Below are 19,790 nucleotides of genomic sequence, written 5' to 3' on the forward strand. Positions count from 1 at the left end.
GCGCATCGCCGCCGTCGGGAATACGCCGCGCCGCCCGGCGGGTTGCGCCTGACATGACAACGATCGGAATCATTGGAGCGGGACACATCGGCAGCCAGATCGCACGCAAGGCCGTCGGGCTGGGGTACGACGTCGTGATCAGCAACTCGCGCGGGCCGGAGACACTCGAGGGCCTCATCGCCGAACTCGGGCCGCGGGCGCGGGCGGCGACCGCGGCGGAGGCCGCAGCAGCCGGCGATTTCGCGGTCGTCACGGTCCCCCTGAAGAACCTCGGGCAGGTCCCGGTCGAACCGCTCGCCGGAAAGATCGTGATCGACACGAACAACTACTACTGGGAGCGCGACGGGCACGTCGCTGCCCTCGACGAGGGGCAGGCAACAACCTCGGGGCTCCTCCAGGAGCACCTGCCGGCGTCCAAGGTGGCCAAGGGCTTCAACCACATCCGCTACACGGACATCACCACGGACGGCACGCCCGCCGGCACACCGGACCGCCGCGCCCTCGCGACCGCGAGCGACTTCCCCGAGGCCGCCGAGCTCGTGACGCGGCTGTACGACGAGTTCGGCTTCGATACGGTCAACGTCGGGCCGCTTGCGGACAGCTGGCGCGTCGAGCGCGACCGCCCCGCGTACTCCGCAGGCCGCCAGACAGCGGCCGAGCTCACGGCGAACCTCGCCAAGGCACCCCGCACCATCTGAGTGCGCGGCGCACCCCGGAGGCGACAGCGCACGACGGCGAGCGCTCGCCGTCGTGCGCGACGGCCGCCGGAGAGCAGGATGGCGTGGCGCCTCATGGTGAGGTTCCCTTCAGGCGCCGGTGGGCAGCGCGCCGTCCTGCGCTGAGGCCCACAGCGACGCGAGCGAGGCGGCGACGCGGTCCGGTTCCACCCGGTGCGGCGGGTCGAAGTGGTGGCGCCCCGGGAACACCTCGAGCCGGAACCGGGGAAACACTCCGGAGAGGCGTTCGGCGATCTCGCCGTAGTCGTCCGGGTTGGAGAGGGCACCGAGGGCGAAGTAGACGGGCCTGCCGAAGCGGGCGAGGACGTCGCGGTCAAGCGCGTAGGTGGCGAACGTGTGCAGGAAGGCTCGGATGCCGGCCGGCCGGAGCGCCATCCAGGGAGGCTGTTCGCTCCCCTGCACGGGCAGGCCGGCGGTGACGCCCGGGCGGACGCCGAGACGGACGAACCGCGCCATGAACTCCCCGGGCGGCAGCCCCTCGAGCTCTCGGTACTGCTCCCAGAGGGCCCGGTGCGCGGGGCTCCAGCCCCAGTCCCCGGCCCACGCGGGCTCGAGCAGCGCGAGCGACTCGAGCATCTCGGGGTGGCGCGCGGCGAAGGCGAGCGCCGCGGCGCCCCCGCCCGAGTAGCCCACGAGGTGGAAGGTGTCCCAGCCGAGCTCGCGTGCGGTGCGCACGACGCCGGCAACCTCCGTGTCGAGCGAGTAGTCCTCCGGCGGTGTGGGGCCCGCGTACACTTCGAGATCCTTCGCGACCGCCTGGACGGCGTCCCCGAGCCGGGCGTGCAGGGCCGCGATGAGCGCGCCATACGCGGGCGTGGCGGGCAGGACGCTGCCGGGAAGGAGGATGGCGCGGTATCCGGTGGTGTTCATGAAGCAAGGATCCGGCGCGCGGGACGCTCGCGCGTCGCGCGATCGCGCTATCGGGGCCAACGCCGCCGCCCGCCCCCTGTACGCGGGCACCCCAGGGGCCGATGATCTACGCATGGCCGGTTCGCTGCGCCTGGCCGAGTTCATCGCCGCGATGTCGCTCGCGACGGACCTCGGCATGGGCCAGCCACTCGAGCACGGCCTGCGGACGTGCCTCACGGCGCTCGAGCTCGCAGACCTCGCGGGGGTCGAGCAGGACAGCCTGGGAGAGGTCTACTACACCGCGCTGCTGCGTTTCCTCGGCTGCACGGCGGACGCCCACGAATCGGCTGCGCTCGCTGGCGGCGACGAAGTCGCGCTGCGCGCGGCCATCGCCCCGGTGATGGGGGGCCCACCCGGGGAACTCCTGAAGGCCGTTGTGCCCGTCTTGGCAGCGGGGCACTCGACGGCGCAGCGGCTCCGGACGACGACGGTGTTCCTCGCCACCGGACGGGCGCGGCTGCGCGCGGGCATGCGCGCCCACTGCGAAGCGGCGGAGATGCTCGCGGTCCGGCTCGGGCTCCCCGAGGCGACGCGGCGGTCCCTCGCCGCGTCCTTCGAGACATGGGACGGGCACGGCTTCCCGGACGGACTCGAGGGCGAGAGCATCCCGCTGCCGGCCCGGATCGTCTTCCTGGCCCGGAACATCGAGGTCATCGGCAGGCTTCGAGGCCCGGAGGCCGTCCGAGCCGCCCTGCGGGACCGCGCCGGGCACTCGATCGACCCCGCCCTCGCGGCCGTGGCCCTGCGGTCCCTCGACCGGCTGCTCGGCGCGGCCCGTGCCGAGATGCCGTGGGACGAGGCGCTGCGCCGCGAGCCGCGCCCGTTCGCGGAGATCCCCGCCGAACGGGTCGACGGGGTCCTCGCGGTGTTCGGTGACTTCGCCGACCTCAAGTGGCCCGCGCGTGCCGGCTTCTGCCGGGACGTCGCCGCGCTCGCCTCAGCTGCCGCGCCGGACCACGCAGAGACACTCCGCCGCACGGGGCTCGTCCAAGACCTCGGGCGAGTGGCCGTTCCGGGCGGGATCCAGGATTCGCCGGCCCATGACGAGCGCCTCCGCCTCCACCCGTACTACAGCGAGCGCATCCTGGCCCGTGTGCCCGCGCTGGCAGCACTCGCACGACTGGCCGGGATGCACCACGAGCGGCTCGACGGCTCCGGCTACTACCGCGGGGCCACCGGGCCCGAGCTGCCGTGGGAGGCGCGCGTCCTCGCCGCGGCGGACGCCTTCCGCGAGTTCCTCGTCACCGCACCCGTGCAGCCTCCTCCGCCGCCCGCGCGGGCGGCCGACGCGCTTGCCCGCCAGGCGCCACAGAAGCTCGACAGCGACGCCGTCGAGGCGGTCCTCGCCGCCGCCGGCCTCCGCGACCGGCGCACCCGCCCCGCCTGGCCGGGCGGGCTCACGGAGCGCGAGGTCGAGGTCCTGCGGCTCATCTGCCGCGGGGCCACGAAGAAGGACGTCGGTGCCGCCCTGGCCATCTCGCCGAACACCGCCGACCACCACGTGCGGCACATCTACACCAAGATCGGCGTCTCGTCCCGCGCGGCGGCAACGCTCTTCGCCGTCGAGCACGACCTCCTCTGAGCCGCGCGCCGGGCGCCTCAGGCGCTGGGACGGGACGCGTCGAGCTCCCGGGTGATCTGCTCGGAGCGCGCAAGGGCGGCGCGGGCGCCGTCGGCGATGATCGCGGGGAGACCGCGCTCGTCGAAGACGCGGATGGCCTGCTCGGTGGTTCCGTTGGGGCTCGTGACGGCCTTGCGCAGGGCGACGGGATCGGCGCCGGGCTCGTCGAGCATGTATCCGGCTCCCACGACAGTCTCGCGGGCGAGGCGCAGGGCCAGTTCGGCGTCGAGCCCGAGGGCCTCGCCCGCCTTCGCCATGGCCTCGGCGAGGTAGAACGCGTACGCGGGCCCGGAGCCGCTGATGGCGCTCGCCGCGGCAATCTGGGCCTCCGGTACCTCGACCACGAGGCCGAGCCCGGAGAAGAGATCCAGGACCTTCGTCACGTGCTCCCTGGTCGCGTGGGTCCCCGCGGACAGGGCCACGACGCCCTTGCCGAGCCGTGCGGGCGTGTTCGGCATCGTGCGGATCACGGGCTGCCCGTCCGGGAGTTCCCGCTCGAGCTGCTCGAGCGAGACGGCGGCCGCCACGCTCACCACGACGGCGCCGGGCTCAAGCACAGGCGCAATCTCCCGCGCCACGGCGGCGACGCCCACCGGCTTGACCCCGATGACCACGACCGACGCCCCACGGGCCGCCTGGGCGTTTGAATCGCCCTCCTCGTCCCACGCCATGACGGTCACCCCGTAGCGGGAGGCGATCTCACTGGCACTCTCCCGGCGCCGGACGGTCGCGATGATGTCCGTCTTGGGGAAGCCCGCCGCGAGGAGGCCGCCCATGATGGCCCCATTCATGGAGCCCGTGCCGAGGAATGCGATCTGGTTGCTCATGCCCCCATCCTGCCAGCCGGTAGCGCTGGCCGCATTGCGGGGCCCCTGCGGGGGCCCAACCATTCCCAGCCTTTTCCCATGCTGGTACCGGGGTTCTCCCAAAGTCGCTCCGTACAGTAAGTACTACCTCACAGGGTGCGAGTGATGGGGCGGTCAGTCTCCCCCCAAGACTGACCGCCAGGCACTGGCAGTTCGGATGCATGGTCCCCTAACCTTCCCCGAACTGCCAGTGCCAAACTCGTTTAAGGGCCGGATGAAGCCCCCGGTGACGTGCCCGTGCAGACAGCCCGCAGGGCCACGCCGCGCCGTCGCGGCCTGGCCCTGCCCGCTGGATTCGCCGCCTAGATCCCGCCGCCTGCCTCGAGCTCCGCGCGCTGCCCCAGATGGGTCCGGGCAAACTCGAGCGTCTCGGCAAGCATCCGCTCGCGCTCTCCCGTCACCCTGGCCTTGCGCGTGCTGATCTCGGCGACCACTGCGCCGTCGAACCCGCTCTGGGCGAGATGTGCGAGGCACTCCGCGACCTGCTGCGTCCCCTGGCCCGGGAGAAGGTGCTCGTCGCGGAAGGAACGCCCCGACCCGTCGGTGAGGTGGATGTGCCTCAGTGTGCTGCCGAGCGCCCTGATCGCGGCCAGGCTGTTCTCGCGGGCCGTCGCGGCGTGGGAGAAGTCCCACGTCACGTCCGTGTACCCCTGGCCCACGGGGTCCCAGTGCGGGAGGTATGCGAGGGTCTCCCGGCCCCGCACGCGCCACGGGTACATGTTCTCCACGGCGATCCGCACGCCGAACGCGTCTGCAAGGTCACGGACACCATGCGCGAACGTCTCGGCGTAGTTGCCCTGCCAGCGGAACGGCGGGTGCACCACGACCGTGTCGCAGCCCACCTCGACCGCCATCTTGCAGGACTGGCTGATCTTGTTCCACGGCGAGCCCCACACCTGCTGCGTGAGCAGGAGGGTCGGGGCGTGGATGGAGACGATCGGCTGGTCGTAGCGCTGGGCGAGGTGGATGAGCTCGTCGGACTTCTGGCTCGTCGAGTTGTTGGTCACCATCACCTCGACGCCGTCATAGCCCAGATCCGAGGCGACGGCGAACGCGTCGTGGACACTGAGGGGGTAGACGGAGGCGCTCGAGAGCGCCACGGGGATCTCGTTCTCTGCAGGACTTGACGGTGCGGACGTCTCGATCTCGATCTCCACTTCAAAGCTGTTCATACGCGGGCCCTCGAGGGATGCATGCGCTCGGACCGAAGCCGCTCGCTCTGGATCGGACCGATGTGCGCCGGCGGCTCGAGGGGGCCGTCGAAGACGAGCTGGTCGAGGCGGCGGAGGATGAGCCCCTCCCGCAGCGCCCACGGACAGATCTCCAGCTCGTCGATCTCGAAGAGCTCCATGGCAGCCTCGGCCGCGAGGGCCCCTGCCAGCAGCTGCTGCGCCCGTGCCTCCGAGACCCCGGGCAGGTGCACGCGGTCCGAGGCGGCCATCGCGGACATGCGCTGGGCCCACAGGCCGAGGTCGGTGCGCTGGAGGACGCGGCGTACATAGGGTCCGGCGCCCGATGGCGCCGCGCCGGCAATCCGCGCCAGGGAACGGAACGTCTTGGACGTGCCGGTGACGAGATGAGGCGGCCCGAGCTTGTCGAAGCCCTTCACCGCGGGCCGGAGCGTGTCGCGGACGTACTTGCGCATGTCCTTGATGCTCTTGGCTGTGGGCGGATCCTGCGGCAGCCAGTCCCGCGTGAGCCGCTGGGCCCCGAGTGGCACGGACGTGGCGTGGGCGGGGAGGGAGTCGTGGCCCATGGCCATCTCGAACGAGCCGCCGCCGATGTCCAATGCCAGAATGGTGCCAGCACCCCAGCCGTACCAGCGGCGCACCGCAAAGAACGTCATCGCTGCCTCCTCTGGCCCCGTGAGCTCCTGAAGCGTCACATTGGCCTCGCTCTGGACCCGGTCCAGGACGGCCTGCCCATTCTTCGCCTCGCGGATCGCGGAGGTACAGAAGGCCAGCAGGTCCTCGGCATTGTGGCGGCCGGCGAAGGCCCACGCCTCCTGGACGAAGTCGATCAGCTCCGTCTGGCCCCGCTCGCTGATGCTGCCGTCCTGCTGCAGGAACTTCACGAGGGAGAGCGGGCGCTTGTGCGAGGCGTAGGCCACCGGCTGCGCGCCGGGGTGAGCGTCCACCAGGAGCAGGTGCACGGTGTTCGAACCGATGTCGAGGACGCCTAGCCGCATGAGCCCATTATTCCCCGGTGTGGAGGTCCGGGTGCTCTCCCGGCTGTGCCGGGCGGAAGTCCCGCAGCACGGCAGCCACGTGCTCGGTGCTCAGCTCGAACCCGAACGCGCTGCCGGGGTTGAGCACGAGCCCCAACTCGGTCCCGAGGTTCTGCAGGAGCACCGCGCCCTGCGTCTCCACGACGGTCGGCGCGTGCTCGAGGAAGTCGGGGCGGATCCGCTGCCGGTGTGTGAACGCGGCCACTACAGGCTTGCCCTCGCCGTTCGTCAGGACAAGCGGCTCTACGAACTCCGTCTCCCCCGGCACCGGCTCGGGGACGAGCAAGCACACGAGGCTGTTCAGGAACACGAGGATGGACTGCTGGCCCTCGTCCTCCTTCCCGGACTCCGTCGCTGACCGCAGCGACTCCTCGAGCTCGGTCAGCGGGGCCGGATCGAGATGCGCCGGAACAGGCTCGCCGGATGCGGACGACGCCGCGTCCGCGCCCGAGGCGACCGGCTCGCCGTCGTGCGTGCTCACTTCGCGCCCGCCCTGGTGCGGCCGGCCGGCTTCTTGGCCGGACCCTTGGCACGCTTCTCGGCGAGGAGCTCGATGGCACGCTCGCGGGTGAGCTCCTCGATCGAGGTGGCCCGGGGGACCGTGATGTTCGTGACGCCATCCGTGATGTACGGCCCGAACCGGCCCTCCTTGACCACGATCGGCTTGCCCGAGGTCGGGTCGTCCCCGAACTCGGCCAGCGGCGCCGCGGCCGTCCTGCCGCCACGTGTCTTGGGCTGTGAGTAGATCTCGAGGGCCTGCTCGAGGGTGATCGTGAAGATCTCCTCCTCGCTGCCGATCGACCGAGAGTCCGTGCCCTTCTTCAGGTAGGGGCCGAACCGGCCGTTCTGGACCGTGATGGCGTTGCCCTCGGTGTCCTCGCCGAGGCGGCGCGGCAGCGTGAGCAGCTGGAGCGCCTGGTCCAGGGTGACGGTGTCCAGGGTCATGGACTTGAACAGCGAGGCCGTGCGGGGCTTGACCTTGACCGGCTTCTTGGGCGGCTTGGGCTTGCCGTTCTTGTAGTACTCGACCGGCTGGGCGGCGATCTGCTCGGGCGTCAACTCGGTGATCACCTCGGTGACGTAGGCGCCGTAGCGGCCGTTCTTGGCGACGATCTCGTGTCCCGTGAGCGGGTCGGTCCCGAGGATGTGTTCCTCGGGGCCCGCGCTCTCCATGAGCTCGAGCGCCTTCTCCGCGGTGAGCTCGTCCGGCGCGAGGTCGTCGGGGACGTTGGCCCGCTCAGGAACCGTCCCCTCGGGGGCGTCCGCGGGGAGCGGCTTCTCCAGGTACGGGCCGTACTTGCCCACGCGCAGCACGATCCCCGGTGCGAGCTCCACGGAGTTCACCTCGCGCGCGTCGATCTCGCCCAGCCCGTTGACGATCGTGGTCAGGCCGGGGTTGTGGTCGTCGCCGAAGTAGAAGTGGCTCAGCCAGTCCGACCCAGCCTGCTCGCCGGCCGCGATCTTGTCGAGGTCCTCCTCCATCTCGGCGGTGAAGTCGTAGTCGACGTAGTCGTGGAAGTGCTCTTCGAGCAGGCGCACCACGGAGAACGCGATCCAGCTCGGCACGAGCGCGGTGCCGCGCGCCCGGACGTAGCCGCGGTCCATGATCGTGGAGATCGTGGCCGCGTACGTGGACGGACGGCCGATCCCGCGCTCCTCGAGCGTCTTCACGAGCGAGGCCTCGGTGTAGCGCGGGGGCGGAGACGTCTGGTGGCCGTTCGAGGAGATCTCGAGGGCGTCGAGGGGCTGGCCCTTCGCCAGGACCGGGAGCCGACCGCCCTCCGAGGACGCGCCGCCGCCTCCGGCGCCCTCCGTATCCTCGCGGACCTCGTCACGGCCCTCCTCGTACGCGGCGAGGAAGCCACGGAACGTGATGACCGTGCCGGATGCGGCGAACTCGGCGTCGCGTCCCGCGGCCTCGCCGGAGACTGCCGTCGCTCCCAGGCGGACCGTCGCGGTCGAACCCTTGGCATCCTCCATCTGGGACGCGACGGTCCGCTTCCAGATGAGCTCGTAGAGCCGGAACTCGTCCCCGGAGAGCTGCTTGGCAACCTGCGCGGGGGTGCGGAACGCGTCGCCCGCGGGACGGATCGCCTCGTGCGCCTCCTGCGCGTTCTTCGCCTTCGACGCGTACACGCGCGGGCGGGAGGGGACGTACTCGGGCCCATACAGCTCCGAGGCCTGCCGGCGGGCGGCGGTCACGGCCTGGTCCGAGAGCGCGGTCGAGTCGGTACGCATATACGTGATGTAGCCGTTCTCGTACAGGCGCTGGGCCACCTGCATGGTCACGCGCGCGGAGAACCGCAGCTTGCGGGCCGACTCCTGCTGGAGCGTGGATGTGGTGAACGGTGCCGCCGGACGGCGCGTGTAGGGCTTCTCCTCGACCGAACGGACCGCGAAGGCCGCTCCTTCGAGTCCCGCGGCGAGCGCAGTGGCCGTCGCCTCGGTGAGCAGCTCGGCGTTCTTCGCCGTGAGCTCGCCCCGGTCGTTGAAGTCACGGCCCGTGGCGACCTTCTTCCCGTCCACCGACGCGAGGCGGGCCTGGAAGCTCTGGCGGCGCGCGCCGTCGTCCGCGGTGGCTGCACCCCGCGTGCCGCCGCCCTCGAGCGGTGCGAGGGTCGCCACGAGGTCCCAGTAGTTCGCGGTGCGGAACGCCATACGCTCCCGCTCGCGCTCCACCACGAGGCGCGTCGCGACGGACTGCACCCGGCCGGCCGAGAGCCCGCCCGCCACCTTGCGCCACAGCACCGGGGAGATCTCGTAGCCATAGAGGCGGTCGAGGACGCGGCGGGTCTCCTGCGCGTCCACGAGCGACTCGTCGACGTCGCGCAGCTCCGCCATCGCGCGCTGGATGGCTTCCTTGGTGATCTCGGGGAACGTCAGCCGGTGCACGGGCACCTTGGGCTTGAGCACCTCGAGGAGGTGCCACGCGATGGCCTCGCCCTCGCGGTCACCGTCGGTGGCGAGGTAGAGCTCGTCGGCGTCCTTGAGCTTGGCCTTGAGCTCCGCGACCTTCTTCTTCTTGTCCGGGGACACGACGTAGTACGGCTCGAAGCCGTTCTCGATGTCGACGGCGAACTTGCCCACCGAGGTCTTCTTGAGCTCCGCGGGCAGGTCAGAGGGCTGCGGGAGGTCCCGGATGTGACCCATGGACGCGTCGACCTCGAAGCCGTCGCCCAGATACTGGGCGATCGTCTTGCTCTTGGCCGGCGACTCCACGATCACGAGCTTCTTGCCGGTTTTAGCCTTGGTGGCCACGGTACTCCTCGCCAAACTGCTGCCGTTCTGCCGCGCCCGCCGCCGGTCACCGCCGGGGTCAGGGCACGAGGGAGCGCGGCCGAGCGCCGCGCAAGTCCCTAGTTCACCATACGACGGCCCCGGACGCGCAAGCCGCCCGCCGTGTATGTGGACGTCGGGGGCGCGTCAGGCGTCCGCAGCGGTAGCCGCCTGCGCCGGGGGTGCCGGTGCCGGGGGTGCCGGGGCCGCCTGCGCCGGGGCCGCGGCCGCGCGCTCCGGGGCGGCCGCCTTGGCGCGGGGCCGCGCCGCCTCGCCGCGCGCACCGCGGGCCCTCTGGGGACCGCGGACCTCGGGGAGCATGGACCACACGAAGTACATGCGCTCGGACTCCTCGTCCGGCCCCGGCTCCTCGAGCTCGAACTCGTCCATGAGCTCGAGCATGCGCTGCTTGAAGCGGGCCCGCTGCTCGAGGGTGAGCTTGATCCCGTTGCCGGAGATCATCATGACCGGCGACTCGTCCGGCTCTCCCCGGCGTCGGGCGGCCTCGCGGTGCTTCGCGTGGCTGGCGATCCGGGATCGCAGCGCCTCGATCTCCATGTCGATGATCGCGAGGCCCGGGGTCTGGCCGGTCGTCGCGGTGTCGAGGTTGAGATCGGTTCCGGCGGCCTTCCAGCGCCGTTCCCGGCCGTCGCCGTCGCTCGGCGCGTCCACGACAATGCCCCACTTCTTGAGGGCACGGAGGTGGTAGCTCATGGCGCTCGGCGTGAGCCCCGTGAAGGCGGCCAGCTCGGTGGCGGTCCGGCTCTCCTGACTCGAGTAGAGCTCGTTGATGGCCTCGAGTCGGGCGGCGTGGGCGAGGGCCCTGATCGCCTTGGGGTCCGTGATCCGGACAGGGTTCTCGCTACGCGAGCTGCGCTTCTTGTCAGTCATGATGCTTTTTCGTTGTGCTGATGTTGCTGTGTAATAAACGACACATTCCGGGCAAATGTCAAGCTGTTTCTTCACGGTTTCCCGCGGGCGCGTCATGCGCGCCCTCTGACAGGACCAGGAAGCCGTCGGCCACGAGGTTGGCGGCCTCCTCGAGCACGCCTGCGCGGAACGCCGGATCGTCGCGGCCCAGGAGCGCCGCGAGGGCGGACGCGATCTGCCCTGCCGTGAGCTCGCCGTCGCACGCCGAGACGAATCCGGCGAGCTCGGTGCTCATGAGCGTGGTCCGCCGGAACCCGGCGCCCTGGCGCAGGAGGATCACCCCCGGATGCTCCGCGCCGGGCCGCTGGTGGCGCTCCTCAGTGACGTCGTCCGCCACCACGAGCCGCTCGCCGGCCAGGTCCGGGTGCCCCGCGAGCCAGTCGGCGCGCCCCACCGCCGCGGACCAATGCGGGCCGATGGGCTGCTCGAGCGGGTGGGTGAGCTTCTCGAAGCGGTCCAGCCGGGCCTGCCCGCGCGCCGGGCGCCGCAGCCACACCACCCCGAAGCCGATCGCTCCGGTGCCCCGCGCTGCGAAGTCGGCCAGGTACGCGCCGTACGACTCCTCATAGGCATGCGGGTCGCGCTGCTGCGACGCGTCGGCGAGCCACGTCTCGGCGTACTGGCCGGGACCCACCTCCTCGCGCTCGAGGACCCACGCGTCCACCCCGTCAGGAATCCAGCCGCGGACCCGCTCGTGCCACGCGGCCCCTTCGGGGATCTCCCAGTTGCCCAGCAGCTGGGCAGTGCCGCCCTCGGCGAGCACCTTCCCGAGCCCGGCGATGAGCGTCGCGACGAGCTGGTCCCCGGGCAGCCCGCCGTCGCGGTACGTGAACTGGTCTTCGGCCCGCTCGGAGGCGGTGCGGGGCGTGATCACGAACGGCGGGTTCGAGACGACGAGATCGAACAGCTCGCCCGCGACAGGCTCGAGCAGCGAGCCCTTCCGCAGCTCGATGCGGTCCTCGGGCCGCGCCGGATCGATACCGAGCGTGCGCGCGTTGAGGAGGACGTTGAAGCGGGCGAACGCGAGGGCCCGGTCCGAGATGTCCGTCGCGACGACGTGCCGGGCGTGGTCCAGGAGGTGCAGGGCCTGGATCCCGCAGCCGGTGCCGATATCGAGGGCACGCTCGACAGGCCGCCGAGCGGTTGCCTGGACGAGCGTCGAAGAGGCATGCCCGATCCCGAGCACGTGATCGTGGCTGAGCACACCCGGACGCTGGTGCGCGGCGAGGTCCGAGGCCACCCACACCTCCCGCTCGCCGTCATCGGCCTCCCACGCGTACGGGCGGAGATCGACCGCGGCGGCCAGCGTCGCGCCGTCGTGCTCGGCGCCGTCGTGCTCACGCACGGCAGCGAGCCCCAGCGCGACGAGCCCCTCCGAGCGGATGCCCGGCAGGACGGCGTCGAGCGCGGCGGCGGGGAGCGGGCGCGTGAGCAGGAAGAAGCGCACGACGGCGCCCAGCGGCTCGCGCGCGGGATCCTCGCCGGCGGCGCGGGTCGCGACGAGCGCCGGGACGATCTGGTCCCGAGCGAGCGCCGCAGTGGCCTCGGGCCCGAGCAGACCGGCAACGCCGTCGACGGTGTACCCGACGGCCGCGAGATCGCGGGCGAGGGCGCCGAGCAGGTCGAGGCGGTCGGACAGGGGCAGGTCGGGCTGCTCGGACGTCACCCTCACGAGTCTAGGGGGCCCTGCTGGGAGCCTTGTCCGCACACCGTGGCGGGCCCACACTGGGGACATGGCGCCGCTCCGACCGGCAATCGAACGCCGCGTTCCGGCTCAGCCGTCCCTGACCCGGCGGCGGGGACAAGAGGTTCCATGAGTCCCGGCGCCCTGCGCGGTGGCGGCGCGGCAGCGCGAGCGGCGGCGATCGCCTCTGGTCTCGGGCTGGCGGTCGCGTGGTGCGCCGTCGGATGCGCCTACTCGTATGACGACGGCCTCGCGCCCCTCGGCCAGCGGGAGGCGTCTGCGAGCGCCTCGGCAGAGACGTCCAGCGCTGCGCTCGGCGACACTCTCTCGGGTGCGGCGCTCGATGTCTGGGCAGCGTCGGCGCTGCCTGACAACTCCGGCCTGTCCCTCGGCGACGACGCCGGCTCAGTGATGCCCGGCGCGGGCTCGCGGCGGATGACGGTCGACACCGATCCCGGAGCTGCGACGCTGCACTACGCGTGCCGGGGTATCGGCCTGGCCGCCGTGCGTGTGACGGCTGAGGGCGCCGAGATCCTCGACATCACGTTCACGTGCAATCGCCCGTGGTCCCGTGCGGTGGACGTGCCCGCCGCGGGGCATCTGGACATCGTGTTCAGTTCGGCCGGCGACACGGCGGCGAACGTCGCCTACCGCCTCACGCGCCCCTGACCGACCAGGCCGGGGCGACCGAGGGTCACCTCCAAGTACCGCGGGGTCAGCCTGAGCAGCCCTGCGGACACCGAAGCGATTCCCCGGACCCCGCGCAGTCGGTGCAGTAGAGCGTGAGCTTGCGGCACGCAGGGTTCGAGCAGTTGTGGAAGTCGCTCGTGGGCGCCTCGCATCGGGCACAGCGGCCGATCGTGGCTGCATCCTCGCTGAACTCGAGGCGCATGCGCCGGTCGAACACGTACAGCGATCCTTCCCACAGGCCCGCGTCCTTGTACTTCTCGCCGTAGCGGACGATTCCGCCGTCGAGCTGGTAGACCTCGCGGAAGCCACGGCGGCGCATGTGGGCCGTGAGCACCTCGCAGCGGATCCCGCCCGTGCAGTACGTCACGACGGGACGCTCCTTGAGGTCGTCGTACTTGCCGGAGTCCAGTTCGGCCAAGAAGTCGTGCGTGGTGGTGGTGTCGGGGACGATCGCGTCCTTGAACCGGCCGATCTGGGCCTCGAACGCGTTGCGCCCGTCGAAGAACACGACCTCGCGGCCCGGGGCACCGTCCCGCCCGGCGTCGACGAGTTCGTGGAGCTCCTGTGGCGTGAGGTGCGTGCCCCCGCCCACGACGCCGTCTGGCCCCACCTCGAGCTCATGGGGCGCCCCGAACGAGACGAGCTCTGGGCGCACCTTGACCGACAGCCGGGGGAAGTCGGCGGCTCCGCCCTCGGACCACTTGACGTCGAGGTCCTTGAAACCGGGGTACTCCTTGGTGACGCGCAGGTACCGCTTGACCTCGTCGAGCCCGCCCCCGACGGTGGCGTTGATCCCGTCCTTCGAGATGATGATCCGGCCGCGCAGCCCCAGCCCCTCGCACAGGGTCCGCTGCCACAGCCTGACCGCCTCAGGGTCGGTCAGCGGGGTGAAGCAGTAGAACAGGACGATACGGTGCAGAGCCACCCATCAAGGGTAGCGGTCGCGGGGCCGGCGGCGGCCGGATGACAGTTCGGTCACAGGCCCTATCAGGCTCTGGCGCTACCGGTTATCGTCTTGGCTATGGGAGAGGAATCGCTGCGAGAACTTCTGGGCACGTGGGTCGAAGGCTGGGCCTCCACACGCCACTACCCCGTCCAGGACGTGGGCTCGTTCAAGGCCGTGCAGCTGACGGACAAGTCCGGTGACTGGGAGGCCTTCGCCGCGAGTCCGAGCAGGCAGGAGTTCGCGGACCTCGCCGCGTTCGTCGCGGAGTCGTCGCCGCGCCTCCTGACCATCCTCACGGACGATCTGCCCGCCTACCGGACGCTGGCCGCCGAGCACGGTCTCGTGGAGCTTGCCGGCGATCAGCAGCTCATGATCATGGACTTCGAGGGCAAGGACGTCGAGGCGCCTTGGCTCAACGACGACGAGCTCAAGCTGACCACCGACTACGAGGACCACAGTGCGACCGTCACGGTGAAGACCACCGCGGGGGCGCTGGCAGCGAGCGGGCATGTCGCCGTCGCCCACGGGTATGCGGTGTTCGACCGCATCGTGACGGAGCCCGACTTCCGCCGCCGCGGCCTCGGCAGCTTCGTGATGCGTGCCCTCACCGCCGCGATGAGCGAGCACAGCCTCGATCAGGGCCTGCTGATCGCCTCGGTTGACGGCCAGCACCTCTACCACCACCTCGGGTGGAGCGATGTCTCGGGCGTCCTGGTCCTCACCAACAAGGGTACGACGGCGGGCGGCTCGCTCTCCGCGGACTGACCCTGGCGCTAGGGCTGGCAGAATGCTCCCGTGGCCGCGCATGATTCCCTCGTCTCCCTTCTGGGGCGCTCGGCGGACCCCGAGGAGCTGCGGCACCTTCGCACGATCCCCTCTCGACCCGCCCGTCACGCCCCGTGGCCGGTCTGGGCACACCCTGATCTGGTCGACGCGTACGGGCGGCTAGGGATCCACGAGCCCTATACGCACCAGGCCAAGGCCGCGGACCTTGCCCACGGGGGGACCCACGTGGTCCTCGCCACGGGCACCGCATCGGGCAAGTCGCTCGGGTACCAGCTGCCCGCCTTGGACGCAGTCCACCGCTCGGAGCTGCGGGTCGCTGCCGAGCCCGGTCGGATTCACAACGACGGCTCCGTGGTCCTTTACCTCTCCCCCACCAAGGCCCTGGCGGCTGACCAGCTGGCCGCCATCCGAGCCCTTGGCCTTCCCACCGTCCGTGCCGAGACGTACGACGGCGATACGGAGCAGTCCGCCAGACGCTGGATCCGGGACCACGCCAACGTGATCCTCGCCAACCCGGACATGCTGCATCTCGGGATCCTGCCGAACCACGCGTGGTGGTCGGCCTTCTTCCGGCGCCTGCGGTTCGTGATCATCGACGAGGCCCACTCGTACCGTGGCGTCTTCGGCTCGCACGTGGCCAACCTGCTCCGACGGCTTCGCCGCGTGTGCGGCCACTACGGCTCCGAGCCCGTGTTCATCGCGGCCTCTGCGACCTCTGGCGATCCCGAGGGCTCGGTGGGCCGACTCATCGGTGACCGTGTCACGGCGGTCACCGACGACGGCTCGCCGCACGGCGCGACGGAGGTCGCGTTCTGGGAACCTGCACTGACGGAAGCAAAGGGCGAGAATGGCGCTCCGCAGAGGCGTACCGCGATCGCCGAGACGGCTGATCTCCTCGCCAACCTGGTCTCGGCCCGCGTCCGGACCATCGCCTTCATCAAGTCCCGCCGCGGGGCCGAGGCCATCTCGTCCATCACCCAGCGGCTCCTCGACGAGATCGACCCAAGCCTGCCACTGAGGGTGGCGGCGTATCGCTCGGGCTATCTGCCGGAGGAGCGCCGCGAACTGGAGCGGCGCCTGCGCTCGGGCGAGCTGCTCGGTGTGGCGAGCACGTCCGCCCTCGAGCTCGGCATCGATATCTCGGGACTCGACGCGGTACTCGTGGCGGGCTGGCCGGGAACGAGAGCGTCGCTGTTCCAGGAGATCGGCCGGGCGGGGCGTTCCGGCCAGGACGCGCTTGCCGCCTTCGTGGCGAGCGACGATCCTCTCGACACCTATCTCGTCAACCACCCGGAGGCCATCTTCGATTCCTCCATCGAGGCCACCGTCCTGGACCCCTCGAACCCGTACGTCCTGGGCCCACACCTGTGCGCGGCGGCAGCGGAGAGGCCCCTCACGGTGTCGGACCTGTCGCTGTTCGGCCCGACCACCGAGGGCCTGCTCGGGCAGCTCGAAGCACAGGGCTACCTGCGCAGGCGGCCTTCCGGGTGGTTCTGGACCCATCCGGAGAGCGCGGCCGGAATGGTCAACCTCCGCGCCGACGGAGGAGGACCCGTCAGCATCATCGATGCCGAGACAGGACAGCTTCTCGGGTCGATGGACTCGCCACAGACGCACTATCAGGCCCACCAAGGTGCGATCTACGTGCATCAGGGCGCAAGCTATCTCGTCGAGGAGCTCAACGAGGCAGAGCACTGCGTCGTGGTGCGTCGCGTGAACCCTGACTACTACACGACGGCGCGGGACATCACCACCGTCGAGGTCCTCAACGGCCTCCGCTCCGAGCAGTGGGGTCCGGTCGGCGTCCACTTCGGCGAGGTGCGGGTGACCACTCAAGTCGTCTCCTTCCAGCGCAAGGCGCTCATCTCCCACGAGGTCCTCGGCGAGGAACCCCTCGATCTCGGCGCCCGGGACCTGTTCACCAAGGCCGTGTGGATCACGATTCCCGAACCGACCCTCGCGGCCTCAGGGCTGATCCCCGCCCAGTTCCCGGGTGCGCTCCACGCGGCCGAACACGCGTCCATCGGCCTGCTCCCCCTCGTGGCCTCGAGTGACCGCTGGGACATCGGCGGAGTCTCCACGGCGCTGCATGCCGACACGGAGCAACCGACGATCTTCGTCTACGACGGGCATCCGGGTGGCGCGGGCTTCGCGGAGCGCGGCTACGAGCGCATCCGTATCTGGCTCCGCGCCACCCTTGAGGCGATTGAGGCCTGCGAGTGCGACGCGGGCTGTCCCTCATGCGTGCAGAGCCCCAAGTGCGGCAACAAGAACAATCCACTCGACAAGGCCGGAGCCATCGCCCTCCTCTCGGGGGTCCTCCGCCAGGCCCGCCTCGCGGACCAGATCGTCGCCGGCCACGGGAAGGGGCACTGAGGCGACCGCCCAGGTCACGTGGCCGTCGCCGGCGGTCACCGCTCCGCACTGCAGACTGGCACGCATCATCTCCGCGGACGAGCCGCGTCACCACTCGATCGCCTCCGCACGCGGGGGGCCAGCCCGTGCGCGTCCCCGCGCCGGGCCCCATGGGGCACCCGTGTCGATCTCGACCACGACGCGCACGGTGCTGCCGGGTACCTCCACCTGGTATCCCACGAGTGCAGCCCCGTTGAGCTCGGCCACGGTGCGTCCCGTGTCGCAGGCCGTGCCGGCGCGTAGCCCGCGCTCGGCGTCGGCCGCCGCGAGCGCTGCGAGGTCCGCGGCCGACGCAGCACGTGCCGAGGCCGCGAGGGCCTGCCCGATCAGCAGCACGGCGGCGCAGGCAAGGATGAGCAAGAGGCACAGGCCGAGCGCGAGCACCGTTCCGGACCCGCGCTCACCCTCCCTCGCGGCTCCCGTACGGTGTGCGGATGCGGTGCGGTGTGCAGGCATACGGACTGGCGGCCAACGGGCCTTCGAGGGGGTCATCGCGCCCCCTCGATGCTCAGGCTGGCCCTCGCGCTGGCGGCGAGTCCTGCCGCGGCGGCCACGGGGCCCGGAATGGCGGCGGTGACCCGCACAGTGATGACACCTGCGGACGATTCAACTCTGTGGTCCGCCCCGGGACCGGCCACGCGCGCGACCTCCTGGGCAACTGCCTCCGGCCCCTCGCCGCGGGCAATGATCCGGGCCGCGGAGCGGGCGGCCTCCTCTACCCGGACCTGGCACATCGCAGCGGAGCCGGCGCTGAGCAGGATGCCGAGCAGCAGGATGACCGCGGGGACCGCCACAGCAAACTCCGCCGTGACGGATCCCCGCAGGGACGCCGAGGCCCACGGCTCCTCGGCGCCCCCGCGGTCCGGCCTCACGGCAGTGCGAGGGCCGCGCGGATGATCCCCAGGAGGAAGCCCCGGACCTCGTCGCTGCGCATGATCACAACCAGGAGGCCCGCAAACGCGACCGCGCCCAGAGTGGCGATGGCGTACTCGGCGGTGGCCATCCCCTGCTGCCCAGTGGCTCGGCCGGCGATCCAGAGCCGCAGGAGCTGGATGCGGATGGCCGTGCGCCTGCGCGCGAGGCGGAACGTCCGACCCGCCCGATCGGCGCGCGCGCCCCGTGCGTCGCCGTCCGACGAAGCAGCAGCCCCCTTGTCTGCCGCGCGCGTCCCCGAGTGTGCACTCGGGTTCGCGCCACGGCCTTCTAGCGCGGCCTCGGGATAGCCCGCCTCGGGGAACAACTCGATGACCTGGCATCGGCCGTCGATCGTGCGGACGGCCTCGGGCCGCGGGCCCGCCGATGGTGAGAGCCGCAGGTCAGCGGGATCGGGGTCCACAGCGAGAGGGCCGAAGACGGCTCCGGGGGCGAGTGCTGGCATGATTCCTCCTGGTGAGTGACGGCTGGACCTCCCGCAGGATGGCCGCCGAGTGTCGTCCCGGGCCGACTGCGCCGGAACGTTTGGCGTCTGAACGCCGCCTGCCCGCAGCGGGCAGGAGTCTTCTCTCCTTCGCGTGCCTGGATTCAGCCGCCTGGCATCATGGCCAGGAGGACGGGCACTACGCCGAGGCACAGGAATGCGGGCAAGGAGCAGACCCCCAGCGGGACAACCAGCCTCACGCCGAGCGCAGCAGCTCGTTTCTCGAGGTCCCGGTGGCGGGTGCGGCGCAGCTGCCGCGCATGTGCAAAGAGCAGCTCGGCCGAGGGCGCGCCGGTCGTCGCGGCGAACTGGAGGGCCGCGCGGATCTGTTCCACGTACGGCTCAGGCTCGTCTGGCCAGGCGCTGTTCCAGTCGACTCCCAGCTCGAGGGCAGCCGCGGCCCGCGCCAGGGCCTCCGTCGCCTCGCCGCCCGTGCGCGCCGCGATCTCAAGAGCGCGGGGCAGGGCGAGTCCCGCCTGGAGCATCGCGCCCAGCAGCTCGAGCAGGAGCGGGACGCTGTCCGAGCTCTGGCGATGAGCTCTCCCAGCGCGGTCGGGGAATGGATCCGAACCCGCTCCCGGCCTCGCGGCTGGCCCGCTGGTGCGTTCCAGCCGGGACCCTGCGAAGTCGACGGTCCGGCCCGCCGGCCCCGAGGATGCCACGGCGAATCCGATCACGAGCAGCGCGAGCCCGATGAAGATGCTCATCGGGCCTCCGACGCCGAGCGGACGAGCCGCGCGGACCACCAGCGGCCGACGAGCGTCAGAGCGCATCCGAGTCCGAGGCACATTGACCCCAACGGCGTGGCGAGAAGAGTGGCGAACGGGTCCGCGCCCATGAGCATCCCCAGACCCAGACCGGCGACGGGCAGGACGCTGAGGACCTGGGCAGTCGCCCTCGGACCCGCGAGCGCTACGGCGCGGGCCGCGGCGGCGTCTGCATCCGACTCCAGCTGGTTCGCCAGCCGGTCGAGGACACCAGCCAGCGGGCTGCCGGATGCCTCGGCCGTTTCGATGCAGGCGGCCACGCTCATCCACACCCCCGCCGCCGTCCCAGTCCGGTCCCGCGGCCGAGCAGCAGCCGGTGGACGCCGACAGGCTTCCCTGATGGCCGCGGCGACAGGACGACCAAGCCCCGCGGCGCGGGCGGCCGCAGACAGGACACGCAGCGTGTCCTCGCCGGCGCGACGCTCGTGCATGACCTCGCGCCCCGCGGGCCGACCGGGCCAGCGGCGACGTGCGGAGGCCGGCGCGCCACTGCCGGAATGGCAGCGCGTCCCCGGACGG

General features: G+C 71.4%; 19 protein-coding genes. 5 read left to right on the plus strand and 14 right to left on the minus strand.

All coding sequences use genetic code 11. The features are described 5' to 3' along the window. Positions 1 to 53 precede the first annotated feature (53 nt). Positions 54 to 698 carry an NADPH-dependent F420 reductase gene (locus tag SCMU_RS16325; protein WP_229230157.1) on the plus strand — a complete coding sequence of 215 codons (645 nt, stop codon included), beginning with the start codon at positions 54 to 56 and terminating at the stop codon, positions 696 to 698. A 108-nt stretch (positions 699 to 806) separates the two neighbouring features. On the opposite strand, the gene SCMU_RS16330 is transcribed toward SCMU_RS16325, so the two are convergent. Next, complete coding sequence (locus tag SCMU_RS16330; protein WP_229230158.1) at positions 807 to 1,607, minus strand: alpha/beta fold hydrolase; 801 nt, start codon at positions 1,605 to 1,607, stop codon at positions 807 to 809. 112 nt (positions 1,608 to 1,719) lie between these two features. Between SCMU_RS16330 and SCMU_RS21035 the strand changes: the two genes are divergently transcribed. Then, positions 1,720 to 3,228, plus strand: a complete 1,509-nt coding sequence (locus SCMU_RS21035) for an HD domain-containing phosphohydrolase (RefSeq protein ID WP_371829606.1) — start codon at positions 1,720 to 1,722, stop codon at positions 3,226 to 3,228. 17 nt (positions 3,229 to 3,245) lie between these two features. Here the strand turns inward: SCMU_RS21035 and proC are convergent, their stop codons facing one another. The 7 genes from proC to SCMU_RS16375 all read right to left on the minus strand — a co-directional run bounded on the left by proC (position 3,246) and on the right by SCMU_RS16375 (position 12,301). Next, the gene (proC, locus tag SCMU_RS16345) at positions 3,246 to 4,094 is read right to left on the minus strand and encodes a pyrroline-5-carboxylate reductase (RefSeq protein ID WP_229230159.1); all 849 of its coding nucleotides are present in this window, start codon (positions 4,092 to 4,094) and stop codon (positions 3,246 to 3,248) included. A 341-nt stretch (positions 4,095 to 4,435) separates the two neighbouring features. Continuing rightward, positions 4,436 to 5,305, minus strand: a complete 870-nt coding sequence (locus SCMU_RS16350) for a sugar phosphate isomerase/epimerase family protein (RefSeq protein WP_229230160.1) — start codon at positions 5,303 to 5,305, stop codon at positions 4,436 to 4,438. Continuing rightward, complete coding sequence (locus SCMU_RS16355) at positions 5,302 to 6,321, minus strand: Ppx/GppA phosphatase family protein (RefSeq protein ID WP_229230161.1); 1,020 nt, start codon at positions 6,319 to 6,321, stop codon at positions 5,302 to 5,304. The genes SCMU_RS16350 and SCMU_RS16355 overlap by 4 nt, the downstream gene beginning before the upstream one ends. A gap of 7 nt (positions 6,322 to 6,328) precedes the next feature. Continuing rightward, a complete protein-coding gene (locus tag SCMU_RS16360; protein WP_229230162.1) occupies positions 6,329 to 6,841 on the minus strand; it encodes an SseB family protein in 513 nt (170 codons plus the stop codon). Next, positions 6,838 to 9,618, minus strand: a complete 2,781-nt coding sequence (topA, locus tag SCMU_RS16365; protein WP_229230163.1) for a type I DNA topoisomerase — start codon at positions 9,616 to 9,618, stop codon at positions 6,838 to 6,840. Before topA ends, SCMU_RS16360 begins: the two co-directional genes overlap by 4 nt. A 165-nt stretch (positions 9,619 to 9,783) precedes the next feature. Further along, positions 9,784 to 10,527, minus strand: a complete 744-nt coding sequence (locus tag SCMU_RS16370; RefSeq protein ID WP_229230164.1) for an ArsR/SmtB family transcription factor — start codon at positions 10,525 to 10,527, stop codon at positions 9,784 to 9,786. 58 nt (positions 10,528 to 10,585) lie between these two features. Further along, on the minus strand, positions 10,586 to 12,301 hold the full coding sequence (locus tag SCMU_RS16375; protein ID WP_443020164.1) for a DUF7059 domain-containing protein: 1,716 nt from the start codon (positions 12,299 to 12,301) through the stop codon (positions 10,586 to 10,588). A gap of 78 nt (positions 12,302 to 12,379) precedes the next feature. Between SCMU_RS16375 and SCMU_RS16380 the strand changes: the two genes are divergently transcribed. After that, positions 12,380 to 12,919: a hypothetical protein gene (locus SCMU_RS16380; protein WP_229230166.1), complete on the plus strand. Its 540-nt coding sequence runs from the start codon at positions 12,380 to 12,382 to the stop codon at positions 12,917 to 12,919. 46 nt (positions 12,920 to 12,965) lie between these two features. Here SCMU_RS16380 and trhO read toward each other — a convergent pair whose 3' ends face one another. Beyond that, the gene (gene trhO, locus SCMU_RS16385) at positions 12,966 to 13,865 is read right to left on the minus strand and encodes an oxygen-dependent tRNA uridine(34) hydroxylase TrhO (protein ID WP_229230167.1); all 900 of its coding nucleotides are present in this window, start codon (positions 13,863 to 13,865) and stop codon (positions 12,966 to 12,968) included. 96 nt (positions 13,866 to 13,961) lie between these two features. On the opposite strand from trhO, the gene SCMU_RS16390 reads away from it, so the two are divergent. After that, the gene (locus tag SCMU_RS16390; protein ID WP_229230168.1) at positions 13,962 to 14,651 is read left to right on the plus strand and encodes a GNAT family N-acetyltransferase; all 690 of its coding nucleotides are present in this window, start codon (positions 13,962 to 13,964) and stop codon (positions 14,649 to 14,651) included. Positions 14,652 to 14,681: 30 nt separating this feature from the next. Further along, positions 14,682 to 17,048 (plus strand): DEAD/DEAH box helicase, encoded by a 2,367-nt coding sequence (locus SCMU_RS16395; protein WP_229230169.1) that lies wholly within the window; start codon positions 14,682 to 14,684, stop codon positions 17,046 to 17,048. An 87-nt stretch (positions 17,049 to 17,135) separates the two neighbouring features. On the opposite strand, the gene SCMU_RS16400 is transcribed toward SCMU_RS16395, so the two are convergent. The 5 genes from SCMU_RS16400 to SCMU_RS16420 all read right to left on the minus strand — a co-directional run bounded on the left by SCMU_RS16400 (position 17,136) and on the right by SCMU_RS16420 (position 19,537). Next, entirely contained in the window at positions 17,136 to 17,543 is a 408-nt protein-coding gene (locus SCMU_RS16400) for an Rv3654c family TadE-like protein (protein WP_229230170.1), read from the minus strand. A 32-nt stretch (positions 17,544 to 17,575) separates the two neighbouring features. Continuing rightward, positions 17,576 to 17,959, minus strand: coding sequence for a TadE family type IV pilus minor pilin (locus SCMU_RS16405; protein ID WP_274602883.1), 384 nt, complete (start codon positions 17,957 to 17,959; stop codon positions 17,576 to 17,578). Continuing rightward, positions 17,956 to 18,465 (minus strand): DUF4244 domain-containing protein, encoded by a 510-nt coding sequence (locus SCMU_RS16410; protein ID WP_229230172.1) that lies wholly within the window; start codon positions 18,463 to 18,465, stop codon positions 17,956 to 17,958. The genes SCMU_RS16405 and SCMU_RS16410 overlap by 4 nt, the downstream gene beginning before the upstream one ends. Positions 18,466 to 18,608: 143 nt before the next feature. Then, positions 18,609 to 19,211, minus strand: a complete 603-nt coding sequence (locus tag SCMU_RS16415; protein ID WP_229230173.1) for a type II secretion system F family protein — start codon at positions 19,209 to 19,211, stop codon at positions 18,609 to 18,611. Beyond that, complete coding sequence (locus SCMU_RS16420; protein ID WP_229230174.1) at positions 19,208 to 19,537, minus strand: type II secretion system F family protein; 330 nt, start codon at positions 19,535 to 19,537, stop codon at positions 19,208 to 19,210. The genes SCMU_RS16415 and SCMU_RS16420 overlap by 4 nt, the downstream gene beginning before the upstream one ends. Positions 19,538 to 19,790: the final 253 nt, after the last annotated feature.

Origin of the sequence: Sinomonas cyclohexanicum, from assembly GCF_020886775.1 — a bacterium.
GTDB classification, from domain to species: Bacteria; Actinomycetota; Actinomycetes; order Actinomycetales; family Micrococcaceae; genus Sinomonas; species Sinomonas cyclohexanicum.